The organism is Hanstruepera marina, from assembly GCF_019880635.1.
In the GTDB taxonomy this organism is placed as follows: domain Bacteria; phylum Bacteroidota; class Bacteroidia; order Flavobacteriales; family Flavobacteriaceae; genus Hanstruepera; species Hanstruepera marina.
The window spans coordinates 81,792-93,997 of the sequence record NZ_JAINVX010000003.1 but is presented as its reverse complement, the minus strand read 5'-3'; the positions used below and the strand labels follow the sequence as shown (position 1 = coordinate 93,997).

Genomic DNA, 12,206 nt, shown 5'->3' with positions numbered 1-12,206 from the left:
CATCCGACTGGATGCCTACACCGCCTGCTGAACAGTTGTCTGTCCAATCGGTCGTCAAGTACGCTGGCCAATCATCGTTACAGTTCGCCAACTGGTAATCCGGTACGTCTACGATCTCTGGATCAACATCATCAGCAGCTACTGTAAAAGTGGTTTCACAGAATTCTGACTGTTCACATTCGTCGCTTACTGTATATCTAATTTTTGCTATTCCACCTCCACAAACACTTGGAGCTGTAAAGTTTTCTAATGTTACTTCCTCATCATCTATATAATATATAAAGGCTTCAGTAACTGTTCCTCCACCGCCTTCATATGTGAAACCAGCTGAATCACTCCAATCATTGAATCTTGTATCTATATCATCTTCACAGTCAACAGAATCGTTTTCTGGACAAGAAGGGACTAAAATTTCTGCTGTTGTACCTTGAGTTACTGTAGCAGCGTTACTTGGAGCTGTACAACCTGAAATACCATTTCTAATTATTGTAGCTTCCACCATATAAGTTCCTACTGCGGCATCATAAGTTTGATTTACAGCGCCTGGAATTACATCCCATTCTTCAGTAACGGCGTTCCATACATACCACTGGTAAGTATAGGATACACCTGGTGGGTCTGAAGGAGGAACTGTTGTAGCAGTTAATGTAGCAGATGTTTCAAAACAAGCATATTCAGCATTATCAACCGTTACTTCAACTTCTGGTCTATCTCCCAAATTGAATGGCCCAGCCATATCTTTAAGAGAGGATGTAAATGAAGCTGAAGATCTTGATTTAACAATAACACTTCCCAAGCCACTTTCACAACCCTCACCTGCACTTTCGGTGTCAAATCCTAATAATGTAGCATTAATTGCAAACTCGACAAAGGTATCCGTTGGGTATTGAGCTACTTGATTCCCTCCTGAATCAATTGTTCCCCAAGATGGAGCATCTGCAGGTCCTGAATTATTTAATTGAGAAAATATGGCTTGAGGTGCCCCATCAATTAGAGCTATTCTAGCATAGCCAAAATTAGATTCATCACCTTCTACAGAATTAGTACAGGCTGCAAAAACATAACCATTTCCATCATCATAAAAGTTAAATGGTCTGTCTCCTAAAGTATTGAAATTATCAAAATCTGCATCTGTAGGAAAATCATTTTTATCAATCCATACCAATAATGTGATTATAGCTTCTCTACCACCTTGTTCGTAATCTACAGATAGTAAAATATCACCATGCTCTTCAACATTACCTGTTGGACCAAACTTATAAGTACTATGTCCACAGTCTAATCCGTCATTAGGGTCAACATACTCAATCATTTTAGTATCACTTAACTGAATCTTTTTTCTAAAATATTCAAAATCTAAATGGTTACTACCGTCGGCATCTGATGTAGAGGCAGCGATGTAAGCCCACTCAAAAGTTACAGGGAAATCTCTACGCAAATGTGCATAAACATCTATAATATCTGTTTTTGGGGGCACATTACCGGTTTTCAGCGTCCAAGCACGTGGGTCGTCAAAATTCTTATTTATTGCTTGTTCAAACACCGTTTCGTCTTCATTTGAGCCCGATACATATTGATCTCGTAAATAAGCGGCATCTATCCAAATTCTTCCATCGCCTTCGGGTGTGGAATATATTGGAGCAGACATTCGCAGTTCAGCAAAATTATTCTGACCTCCACTTATACCTGAAATTTGAGATAACGCATCTGCAGAAAAAATATCAATTACTCCCGCTCCTGTTGAAGTATTTCCGTCTGGAGCAGAGTTTAACCAATCGTCAATCCCCAAAGCTTCATCAATGTAAGGCGGATTGTTAGGATCAAAATCTCCCATGCCATTTACTGGCCAATACGAGAGTTGATCATCAAAGACATCACCATCTAACCCAAAATCTGCATGAACAGACGTGCCTGTATTAATTGTTTGAGCTTGCAATACGCTAAAGCAACAAACAAAAAACAACAGGAATACAAAAGAAAATTTCCTTTTTAAGGGTGTGGTCTTAAAAAAGTTGTTAGTGTAAATAGCATTCATGATTAAAATAGTTTAATTAAACAATCATAACCAAGAAAGATTAAATAAAAGTAGTATTTGAGCGCTTTAACTTAAAAAAGCTAAAGAGTTGCTACTAATCAATTTGCTATTAAAATTTTACAATTCGAGGAGAATGTCGACAATTTAAGTTTTTTTTTTGATATAACCTAACAACTTACTGATTTTTAATAATCTATAAACCTTATGTAATTGTTCTTTTGTTTGATTAGCTAATTGCTATATATAAAAAAACGCAACCTTTTTGGTTGCGTTTTGCTGTTTTATGATATTCCTCGACAACACTCAGAATGACAATTTATTTTACTTCTTCAAAGTCTACGTCTTCAACGTCATTACCTTCTGCTTGTCCATTCTGACTTGCATCTGGTCCAGCTTCAGCTCCTCCTTGTTGTTGAGCTTCGGCTTGCGCTTTGTACATTTCTTCGCTAGCGACTTTCCAAGCTTCATTTATTTTCTCTAAAGCTGGATCAATCACTGCCAAATCTTTTGTCTCATAAGCTTTTTTAAGTTCCTCTAATGCCTCTTCAATTGGTTTCTTTTTATCATCAGATAATTTATCACCAAATTCTTTTAATTGACTTTCTGTTTGGAAAATCATAGCATCGGCTTGATTCAATTTATCAGCAGTTTCTTTTGCTTTTGCATCGGCTTCCGCGTTGGCTTCAGCATCTGCCTTCATTTTTTGGATTTCTTCTTCGGTTAATCCAGAAGACGCTTCAATTCTTATATCTTGTTTTTTACCAGTCGCTTTATCTTCAGCAGACACTTTAATAATACCATTGGCATCAATATCAAATGTTACTTCAATTTGAGGTGTACCACGTCGTGCTGGTGGAATACCATCTAAATGAAAACGTCCAATAGTTTTATTGTCAGCTGCCATTGGTCTTTCACCTTGTAAAACGTGAATCTCTACTGACGGCTGATTATCTGCTGCTGTTGAAAATACCTGACTCTTTTTTGTAGGTATGGTTGTATTGGCTTCAATTAATTTGGTCATCACATTACCCATAGTTTCAATACCTAATGACAATGGTGTTACATCTAATAACAATACATCTTTTACATCCCCTGTTAATACACCACCTTGAATTCCTGCTCCCAAAGAAACTACCTCATCTGGATTTACACCTTTACTTGGTTTTTTACCGAAGAATTTTTCTACAGCTTCTTGTACTGCAGGAATACGCGTAGAACCACCAACAAGAATAATCTCGTCAATATCACTTTTTGATAGACCTGCTGCTTTTAATGCAGACTCACAAGGCTCAATAGTACGTTTAACTAAATCGTCAATTAATTGTTCAAATTTAGAACGCGTTAAAGTACGCACCAAGTGTTTTGGTCCGCTAGCGGTAGCCGTAACGTAAGGTAAATTGATTTCGGTTTGAGCAGAAGAAGATAATTCAATCTTTGCTTTTTCTGCAGCTTCTTTTAAACGTTGTAAAGCCATTGGGTCTTTACGTAAGTCCATATCTTCTTCAGCCTTAAACTCATCTGCTAACCAATTGATGATCTTTTCATCTACATCATCACCACCTAAATGTGTATCTCCATCAGTAGATAATACCTCAAATACACCATCTCCTAACTCTAATATAGAGACGTCATGTGTTCCTCCACCAAAATCAAATACAACAATTTTTTGATCTTGACCTTTTTTATCTAAACCGTATGCTAATGCTGCAGCAGTTGGTTCATTGATAATTCTACGAACTTTTAAACCAGCTATTTCACCAGCTTCTTTAGTAGCCTGACGCTGACTGTCATTAAAATAAGCCGGAACTGTAATAACAGCTTCGCTTACGTCCTGACCTAAATAATCTTCAGCAGTTTTCTTCATTTTTTGAAGAATCATAGCCGACAATTCTTGAGGTGTGTATAAGCGACCGTCGATATCTACACGAGGCGTGTCGTTATCACCTTTTACTACTTTATACGGTACACGTTCCGCTTCTTTTTGAGATTCAGAATATTTATTGCCCATAAAACGCTTAATTGAATAAACGGTTTTTGTTGGGTTAGTTACGGCTTGACGCTTTGCTGGATCGCCAACTTTTATTTCACCACCTTCTACGAAAGCGATTACTGAAGGTGTTGTGCGCTTACCTTCTGCATTAGGAATAACAACGGGTTCGTTACCTTCCATTACAGATACGCATGAATTTGTTGTTCCTAAATCGATTCCAATAATTTTACTCATAATATTGTGTTACTTTTTATAGATTTTCGTTCTTAACGAAAAAGTTGTGTTCATTTTTATTTGGTTTGTATAAGTCAATGATTGTGCCATGTCAAAAAATATGACAGCTTGTCACATTTTAATATTAATACGTTAAAACATAAGACATCTCTTCAATTATTCTTATTTTAGATTCAGAAACAAATCGTATTTATTATGAAAAAAATTGCAATCTTATTTTTTGTATTAATTGGTTTAACAATAACATCGTGTGAAGGTCCTACTGGCCCTCCTGGTCAAGATGGTGGATTAATTGTGGCTCCTGCTTTTGAAATTGAAATAGATTTCACCCCAGGAAACAACTATGAATATTTTGAACCTTATGGCTTTGAGATTTATCCTTTTGATATGACACTTGTTTACATATTATGGGAAACTGTAAATGGTCAAGATATTTGGCGCTTATTACCACAAACTGTTGAGTTTAATGATGGGACACTAGTGTATAATTACGATTTTACGAGAGATGATGTACGTTTCTTTTTAGATGGTACAACAGATTTTAACACATTAGATCCTTCATGGACACAAAACCAAATTTTTAGAGTTGTTGTTGTTCCTGCTGACAATGTTGGTAAACAAAACTTCACTGACATTAACGTTGTTATGGATGCCTACAACATTAAGAGTTTTGAAAAACGCTAATCGGTTTTAAACTTTTCATTTTTTTGTTCTGTCATTAAGAACTAAATGTATATTTGTGGCCAATTTTAACTGATGTTTTTATGGAATGTATTTCAGTTTTTGACATGCTCAAAATTGGTGTTGGCCCTTCAAGTTCGCATACATTAGGTCCTTGGCGTGCTGCTGAACGATGGATTGAAGAACTGAAAGCGAATAACACATTTAATAAGGTTGAAAAAATATCGGTTGATTTATACGGTTCTTTATCATTAACAGGAAAAGGTCATGCTACAGACCTAGCCGTAATGCTTGGTTTAAGTGGTGCTGATCCTGAATTGGTTCCTGTTGAATCAATTGATGTTATTATTAAGTCTATCGCCAATTCAAAAACCATTCTTTTTAATAATGAACTCCCTTTGGTTTTCGACCCAAAAGAGGATATTACCTTTAACAAAAACTTTCTGCCATTTCATTCCAATGGCATAAAATTTTCAGCAACCATTAATGGCAGAAAACGTAGTTCTACTTTTTATTCTATTGGTGGTGGATTTGTAGTTAAAGAAGAACGCAAAAATTCCAAGAAGAATAAAAACATTTTTCAAAACACGTTTCCCTATCCTATAGCTAAAGGTACAGAGCTGCTACAATTTTGTTCAGATTTAAACATGTCTATTTCTGAAGTTGTATTAGAAAACGAAAAATCGATTAGACCGATTGAAACTATTGATTTTGAATTACAACGTATTTGGAACACCATGTTAGAGTGTATGTATGTTGGTTGCCATTCTGAAGGTATTTTGCCTGGTGGCTTAAATGTAAAACGTCGTGCGTTTGATATGCACCAAAGGTTAATTGGAGATACTACGTATAATGATCCTAATGAATGGATTGCTGCAATTAGAAATACCGAAGTCAAGTTTAGACAAATAATTAAATGGGTGAGTTGTTTTGCTCTGTCAGTGAACGAGGTTAATGCATCTCTCGGTCGTGTGGTAACTGCTCCTACTAACGGGAGTGCTGGTGTGATTCCTGCCGTTTTAATGTATTATCTGGTAATTGAAAATCACGATGGCAATTTTGAGGACATAAAACGCTTTCTTTTGGTTGCTAGTGAAATAGGAAGCATCTTTAAAAAAGGAGCCACGATAAGTGCCGCAATGGGTGGCTGTCAAGCTGAAATAGGTGTGTCATCTGCTATGGCTGCCGGAGCCTTGTGTGAGCTTCAAGGTGGTACTCCTGAACAGGTTTTAGTAGCTGCCGAAATTGCTATGGAACATCATTTAGGTATGACCTGCGACCCAATAGGTGGTTTGGTACAAATTCCTTGTATAGAACGCAATGCCATGGGTGCCATAAAAGCCATAAACGCTTCAGAATTAGCTTTAGATAGTGATCCGCATCACATGAAAGTGCCTTTAGACAAGGTTGTTAATACCATGTGGGAGACAGCCAAAGACATGAACTCAAAGTATAAAGAAACCTCTGAAGGTGGTTTAGCTGTTGGTGTTAATCTAACAGATTGTTAACTGCTTAACCCTTATTAGCTCCACAGTCACCGCGTCTTCTGGAATCTATTAAGTATACTATTTTCCACTGACCGTTATCATGAAATAATTGAAATGAATTTACACCGCAGTGACTAAAATTACCATTGAACCAAAACTCATAAGGTGTCCAAGCACTGGCCATATTACCATCTACTTTAATAACATAATCCAATAAACGTTCGTCCCACTTCTGATCTGCTGTGCGCTTGGCAATAGCTTGAAGCAAATCATTAGAGTCACCTGTTTGAATAATGTCCTTACCTTCTTTATTTTTATACGTTGATTGGGTTGGGAATTTTCCCATCATAACAGTTTTCATCAAAACGGTATCACCTTTGTGAAACCCTTCAAAAAACGTATCAATGGCAGCTTTTACATTTTTGGTTTCATCGGTTTGACCAATAGCTGTAGAGGAAATAACAATTGCTACTAAAAGTAATATTCGTGTCATAATTTTAATTTTGTTTCTAATTTAACTTATCGGCCTTGAAGTGACTATGCATTAAAGAAAATTTTAACACTAATCACTTAATTTAGTACTTTTACAGCCATTTTAATTATATAGATATGTCAGTTGCAAAAAACGATTACAAAAGAATTACAGTAAAAACATTGGTTGACATGAAAGCTAATGGAGAAAAAATTTCAATGCTTACGGCATACGATTATACCATGGCTAAAATTGTTGATGGTGCTGGTGTTGATGTTATTCTCGTTGGAGACTCTGCTAGTAATGTAATGGCTGGGCATGAAACTACACTACCCATAACTTTAGATCAAATGATTTATCATGCTTCATCTGTTGTTAGAGCTATAGATCGTGCATTGGTGGTGGTTGATTTACCCTTTGGAACCTACCAAAGCGATCCTAAAGAAGCTTTGCGATCTGCTATTCGAATCATGAAAGAGTCTGGCGGACATGCTGTTAAATTGGAAGGAGGTAAAGAAATTAAGGATTCTATAAAACGTATTTTAAATGCTGGTATTCCGGTAATGGGACATTTAGGCTTAACACCACAATCTATATATAAATTTGGAACCTATACGGTTAGAGCCAAAGAAGAACAAGAAGCTAAACAATTAAAAGAAGATGCCTTAATGTTGGAAAAAGCAGGCTGCTTCGCTATTGTACTAGAAAAAATTCCTGCAAAATTAGCTAAAGAAGTTGCTGAAAGCGTTAGTATTCCTGTTATAGGTATTGGTGCTGGAAATGGTGTTGATGGCCAAGTTTTAGTCCTTCACGACATGATTGGAATGACACATGAATTTAATCCGCGCTTCTTACGTCGCTACATGAATCTTTATGAAGACATGACCAATGCCATTTCGCAATATGTTACTGATGTAAAAAGTATTGATTTCCCTAATAATAACGAGCAATATTAGTGTCTAAAACCCTTTCTAATAAAGACAACCTCCAAGTTCTTTACGAGGACAATCATATTATTATTGTAAACAAGCGTACTGGAGATATTGTTCAAGGCGACAAAACTGGCGACAAGCCTTTAAGTGAAGTAGTTAAAGACTTTATAAAAGAAAAATATAATAAACCAGGCAATGTATATTTAGGGATCGTACACCGTTTAGACAGGCCCACTACAGGTATTGTTCTATTCTCTAAAACCAGTAAGGCTCTCCCTAGGTTAAACAAATTGTTTTCAGAAAAGAAAGCTAAAAAAACATATTGGGCTTTGGTTAAAAACAAACCGCCGAAAACAAAAGACACCCTTGTTCACTGGCTGAAAAAGAATCCCAAAAACAATAAATCTACTGCATATATCAAAGATACCATTGATAGTAAAAAGGCAATTCTTCATTACACTACATTAAAACAACTAGATAACTTTTATCTATTGGAAATTGCTTTAGAAACTGGACGACACCATCAAATACGCTCGCAACTATCTAGCATTGGTTGTCCTATAAAAGGCGATTTAAAATATGGATTTAACAGAAGCAATAAAGATGCTAGCATTAGCCTTCATGCCAGAAAACTTGAATTTACCCATCCTGTTTCAAAAGAAAACATATCTGTAACAGCTCCTTTACCTGACAATCCAGTTTGGAATGCATGTCTATAGCTTTAATGCTTCAGCTACTCTATAAGGATAGTCAATTATCATAGAGGTTCCTTTTCCAGGAGCCGACTCTAATTTAAAGTTTGCTTTAACCAATTTAGACCTATTATCCATATTCAATAAACCTGCACCACTTTCTATGGTTTTAACATCAAAACCTTTACCGTTATCTTCTGATTTTATAATAAGTTTATCATCTAAATATTGAAGGGTAACCATAAAGTTCTCGGCAGAAGCATATTTAATAGTATTAGATAAAAACTCTTGAAAAATTCTAAACAGTATGATACTATCTTTATTGTTTTGAAGTTTGGTGGAATCGCCCTCCACTTTAAATTCTGCTTTAATAAGCTGTAATCTATTTAATCTATCAACCTCATTTTTAATAGATTCCAAAAAACCACGATTAGCAATCACATCGCTATTCAAGGATTTGGACAATGCTCTTACCTCTCGCAAACTATCCTTTACAACATCTTTGGTTTCTATAAATTGGTTTTTGATAGCATCATCAACAGAAGCAGCCATGATGCTCAACTGCATATTAGCAACAGAGAGCAATTGTCCAATATTATCATGTAACTCTTGCCCAATGTTCTTCAAAGTTTCTTCTTGAATTTCTATTTGCGTATTAGAAAGTTCTTCTTCAAAAGCTTGCTGCTGCAGTATTTTATCTCTTATGAGTTTATTTTTTCTTTTTTGAAAAACTACAAAAAAGACTATAATTAAAGCACACAATACTAACAAAACACCTACCATATAAATCAACAAATTACGCTCTGCTGAAGTAGAAACTGGTTTTTGCAGTTCTAATAAAACTAATAATTGATTAATCATAATCGGGATTTGAAACTATTAGACCAACTGTATAGGTTATATACATAAATGTAATAGCTGTTAAATTTATACGGTTTCGTAAATTAACATAATCGGCATCCTCTAAATTAAAATAATGCTCAAAGAATACTAATGGTGTTTGAATTAACCATAAAATCAATATAGCACAACTGATATAAAATCCTAGAGACTTATAAAAATAAAGAATTCTTTCACTTTGTAATATCTCTAAAAAATAAAGGAAAACACATTGTAATATTATTATTGCGCTTGTTAAGGTAATGATCGGCATTGATGTCAGAAAGAATTTTGGGAAAGTAAACACTATTTCTAATAGAGAAATTATTACAAAAACATATACTGAAATTTTCAAAATTAATTTTGAACGTCTCTCTTCCAAAATATTATGATAATACCATCCAAAAAAGATAGTTCCTCCAATATCCCAGAATATCGTGAACCACCAATAATTTTTTTCAATAAAAGTTCCTTCTAAAAAACTTAAAAAACCATTATTCCTGACGTAATGTGAATACTTCCCTACAAATACAAAAGCAACTACATAAATTAGAAAGTAAATAAAATATTTAGCTTTGGTGAAACGATACTTTTTATATAAAATCACACCTGTAAAAGCAGCAATAAATTCTAAAATAAAAAAAAGAGTTGAGCTATGTTTATTGAGAAATTCAATCAATTAAAACAATTTTTATTGTGGATAATTTGCAGAAGGTGGAATTCCGTTATCTCCTTTATTAAGCCCATCACCACCAGGAATATCACCACCAACGCGTTTAAAATTCAATAAAGAACTATTGCCTTCTGATAATGATTCACTACCTGTTGGCACCATAAATACTGTGGTATAACCAGCCCCTAATTTAGGATCATCAGGATAGGCTGCCATATAAATACGAATACCATCCATATTATAACCTAATGCTGTAGATTGACTATCGGCATACTTTAAATAATTTTCAACATCAACCTTTGAAAACCAAACCGAACGGTTATCTCCACCTTCTCGAGTAACAATAGAATCGCTAATCAAATTATATCTTGAATTATAAGCTTTGTCTAATGCCATTGCTTGCTTGGGAGTGATTAACCCAGCTGGTTTTGTAATTGCAATGTTTTCTTCTTCTATTGATCCTTCACAATTCGGACAAAAATAATACGTAGCAAAAGCTCCGATAATAAGACCTAAAATAAGTGGTGTTAGTTTTTTCATGTTTTGTATAATTGGTTAATAATAATTTAAAGTTAGTAAAAAAATTAGCCTAGCCAACCTTCTCGGTCTAAACTTCTGTATTGAATGGCCTCACTTATATGCGAACCGTTTATGTTTTCAGAATGTTCCAAATCGGCGATGGTTCTAGCTACTTTTAAAATGCGGTCATAAGCACGAGCTGATAAATTCAACCGTTCCATTGCCGTTTTTAACAGTTGCATAGAGTCATCATCTAACCGACAGTGCTTTCTGATCTGTTTCGTATTCATTTGTGCATTATAATGCACTTTATCTGACTCCTTAAAACGCTTGGTTTGAATTTCTCTAGCTGCTGTTACACGCTTTCTAATATCAACTGATGACTCCGCTTTTCTATCGTCCGAAAGTTTTTCAAAAGGCACAGGAGTAACTTCAATATGAATATCTATTCGATCTAACAATGGTCCTGAAATCTTACTTAAATAACGTTGCATCTCGGCTGGTGATGATGTTACTGGAGCATCCGGATCATTAAAATAACCTCCTGGACTCGGGTTCATACTGGCAACTAACATAAACGACGAAGGGTATGTCACTGTAAATTTTGCTCTGGAAATTGTTACTTCTCTATCTTCCAATGGTTGACGCATCACCTCCAAAACTTCTCTTTTGAATTCTGGCAATTCGTCTAAAAATAAAACACCATTATGCGACAATGAAATCTCACCAGGCTGCGGATAACTACCACCTCCTACTAAAGCGACGTTCGAAATGGTATGGTGTGGACTTCTAAATGGCCGTTGTGACATTAACCCTGTGTTATCCTTAACACGTCCAACTACGGAATGTATTTTAGTCGTTTCTAAAGCTTCGCTTAAGGTCATTGGCGGTAAAATACTTGGTAAACGCTTTGCCAACATGGTTTTTCCAGCTCCAGGCGGACCAATTAAAATAATATTATGACCTCCAGCTGCTGCAATTTCCATGCAACGCTTAATACCTTCTTGACCTTTTACATCAGAAAAATCAAACTCCGGATAATTAAGTTGTTTTTCAAACTCGGCTCGTGTATCAATTATAGTTTGTTCTAGTTTTTCTCCTTTATCAAAAAAATTGATTACTTGTCCAATGTTCTCTACACCAAAAACTTCAAGGTCATTCACTATAGCTGCTTCTTTGGCATTTTGAATAGGAAGAATAAACCCCTTAAACCCTTCCTCTCGTGCTTTAATAGCAATAGGCAAAGCACCTTTAATAGGTTGCAAAGAACCATCCAATGACAATTCTCCCATTATAAGATAATCTTCTAAATGTTCAGTCTGAATTTGATTGGATGCGGCTAAAATTCCAATAGCCAAAGTTAAATCGTATGCACTTCCCTCCTTCCTTAGATCCGCTGGAGACATATTTATAATAATTTTCTTGCCAGGGATTTTATATCCATTGTTTTGCAATGCCGCTGCTATGCGATAGTTACTTTCTTTTATGGCATTATCCGGCAATCCTACCAGATGATATCCAATGCCTTTATCAACATTTACTTCAACTACCACTGTCGAGGCTTCAACACCAAACACGGCACTAGCAAAAACTTTTTTCAGCATAAATACTT

General features: G+C 35.5%; 11 protein-coding genes. 4 read left to right on the top strand and 7 right to left on the bottom strand.

Annotated features, from left to right (window positions below; translation table 11 throughout):
* Together K7G76_RS10780 and dnaK are read right to left on the bottom strand one after the other, a co-directional pair.
* Positions 1–2,035 (bottom strand): hypothetical protein (locus tag K7G76_RS10780; RefSeq protein WP_223034229.1); only part of this gene is annotated, 2,035 nt, incomplete at its 3' end.
* A 316-nt stretch (positions 2,036–2,351) separates the two neighbouring features.
* A complete protein-coding gene (dnaK, locus tag K7G76_RS10775) occupies positions 2,352–4,259 on the bottom strand; it encodes a molecular chaperone DnaK (protein ID WP_223034228.1) in 1,908 nt (635 codons plus the stop codon).
* A 195-nt stretch (positions 4,260–4,454) separates the two neighbouring features.
* On the opposite strand from dnaK, the gene K7G76_RS10770 reads away from it, so the two are divergent.
* Both K7G76_RS10770 and K7G76_RS10765 read left to right on the top strand, forming a co-directional pair.
* Positions 4,455–4,943, top strand: coding sequence for a hypothetical protein (locus tag K7G76_RS10770; RefSeq protein WP_223034227.1), 489 nt, complete (start codon positions 4,455–4,457; stop codon positions 4,941–4,943).
* 80 nt (positions 4,944–5,023) lie between these two features.
* A complete protein-coding gene (locus K7G76_RS10765; protein WP_223034226.1) occupies positions 5,024–6,448 on the top strand; it encodes an L-serine ammonia-lyase in 1,425 nt (474 codons plus the stop codon).
* Positions 6,449–6,452: 4 nt separating this feature from the next.
* Here the strand turns inward: K7G76_RS10765 and K7G76_RS10760 are convergent, their stop codons facing one another.
* On the bottom strand, positions 6,453–6,920 hold the full coding sequence (locus K7G76_RS10760) for a nuclear transport factor 2 family protein (protein WP_223034225.1): 468 nt from the start codon (positions 6,918–6,920) through the stop codon (positions 6,453–6,455).
* Between the two features lie 116 nt (positions 6,921–7,036).
* Between K7G76_RS10760 and panB the strand changes: the two genes are divergently transcribed.
* Both panB and K7G76_RS10750 read left to right on the top strand, forming a co-directional pair.
* Positions 7,037–7,855 carry a 3-methyl-2-oxobutanoate hydroxymethyltransferase gene (panB, locus tag K7G76_RS10755; RefSeq protein ID WP_223034224.1) on the top strand — a complete coding sequence of 273 codons (819 nt, stop codon included), beginning with the start codon at positions 7,037–7,039 and terminating at the stop codon, positions 7,853–7,855.
* Positions 7,855–8,550 (top strand): RluA family pseudouridine synthase, encoded by a 696-nt coding sequence (locus K7G76_RS10750; protein ID WP_223034223.1) that lies wholly within the window; start codon positions 7,855–7,857, stop codon positions 8,548–8,550. The genes panB and K7G76_RS10750 overlap by 1 nt, the downstream gene beginning before the upstream one ends.
* Here K7G76_RS10750 and K7G76_RS10745 read toward each other — a convergent pair.
* Genes K7G76_RS10745 through K7G76_RS10730 form a run of 4 tightly spaced genes read right to left on the bottom strand, consistent with a single transcriptional unit; the run spans position 8,545 to position 12,198 of the window.
* The gene (locus K7G76_RS10745; RefSeq protein WP_255572997.1) at positions 8,545–9,384 is read right to left on the bottom strand and encodes a sensor histidine kinase; all 840 of its coding nucleotides are present in this window, start codon (positions 9,382–9,384) and stop codon (positions 8,545–8,547) included. The two genes, K7G76_RS10750 and K7G76_RS10745, sit on opposite strands and share 6 nt — an antisense overlap.
* Positions 9,377–10,081, bottom strand: coding sequence for a hypothetical protein (locus K7G76_RS10740; RefSeq protein WP_223034222.1), 705 nt, complete (start codon positions 10,079–10,081; stop codon positions 9,377–9,379). Before K7G76_RS10740 ends, K7G76_RS10745 begins: the two co-directional genes overlap by 8 nt.
* A gap of 12 nt (positions 10,082–10,093) precedes the next feature.
* Positions 10,094–10,615 carry a hypothetical protein gene (locus K7G76_RS10735; protein WP_223034221.1) on the bottom strand — a complete coding sequence of 174 codons (522 nt, stop codon included), beginning with the start codon at positions 10,613–10,615 and terminating at the stop codon, positions 10,094–10,096.
* Positions 10,616–10,659: 44 nt separating this feature from the next.
* Positions 10,660–12,198, bottom strand: a complete 1,539-nt coding sequence (locus K7G76_RS10730) for a YifB family Mg chelatase-like AAA ATPase (protein ID WP_223034220.1) — start codon at positions 12,196–12,198, stop codon at positions 10,660–10,662.
* Positions 12,199–12,206: the final 8 nt, after the last annotated feature.

Excerpts from the sequence above, each read along its gene's own strand:
- dnaK (WP_223034228.1), bottom strand. The coding sequence starts at position 4,259 with ATGAGTAAAATTATTGGAATCGATTTAGGAACAACAAATTCATGCGTA.
- K7G76_RS10770 (WP_223034227.1), top strand. The coding sequence starts at position 4,455 with ATGAAAAAAATTGCAATCTTATTTTTTGTATTAATTGGTTTAACAATA.
- K7G76_RS10765 (WP_223034226.1), top strand. The coding sequence starts at position 5,024 with ATGGAATGTATTTCAGTTTTTGACATGCTCAAAATTGGTGTTGGCCCT.
- K7G76_RS10760 (WP_223034225.1), bottom strand. The coding sequence starts at position 6,920 with ATGACACGAATATTACTTTTAGTAGCAATTGTTATTTCCTCTACAGCT.
- panB (WP_223034224.1), top strand. The coding sequence starts at position 7,037 with ATGTCAGTTGCAAAAAACGATTACAAAAGAATTACAGTAAAAACATTG.
- K7G76_RS10745 (WP_255572997.1), bottom strand. The coding sequence starts at position 9,384 with ATGATTAATCAATTATTAGTTTTATTAGAACTGCAAAAACCAGTTTCT.
- K7G76_RS10735 (WP_223034221.1), bottom strand. The coding sequence starts at position 10,615 with ATGAAAAAACTAACACCACTTATTTTAGGTCTTATTATCGGAGCTTTT.
- K7G76_RS10730 (WP_223034220.1), bottom strand. The coding sequence starts at position 12,198 with ATGCTGAAAAAAGTTTTTGCTAGTGCCGTGTTTGGTGTTGAAGCCTCG.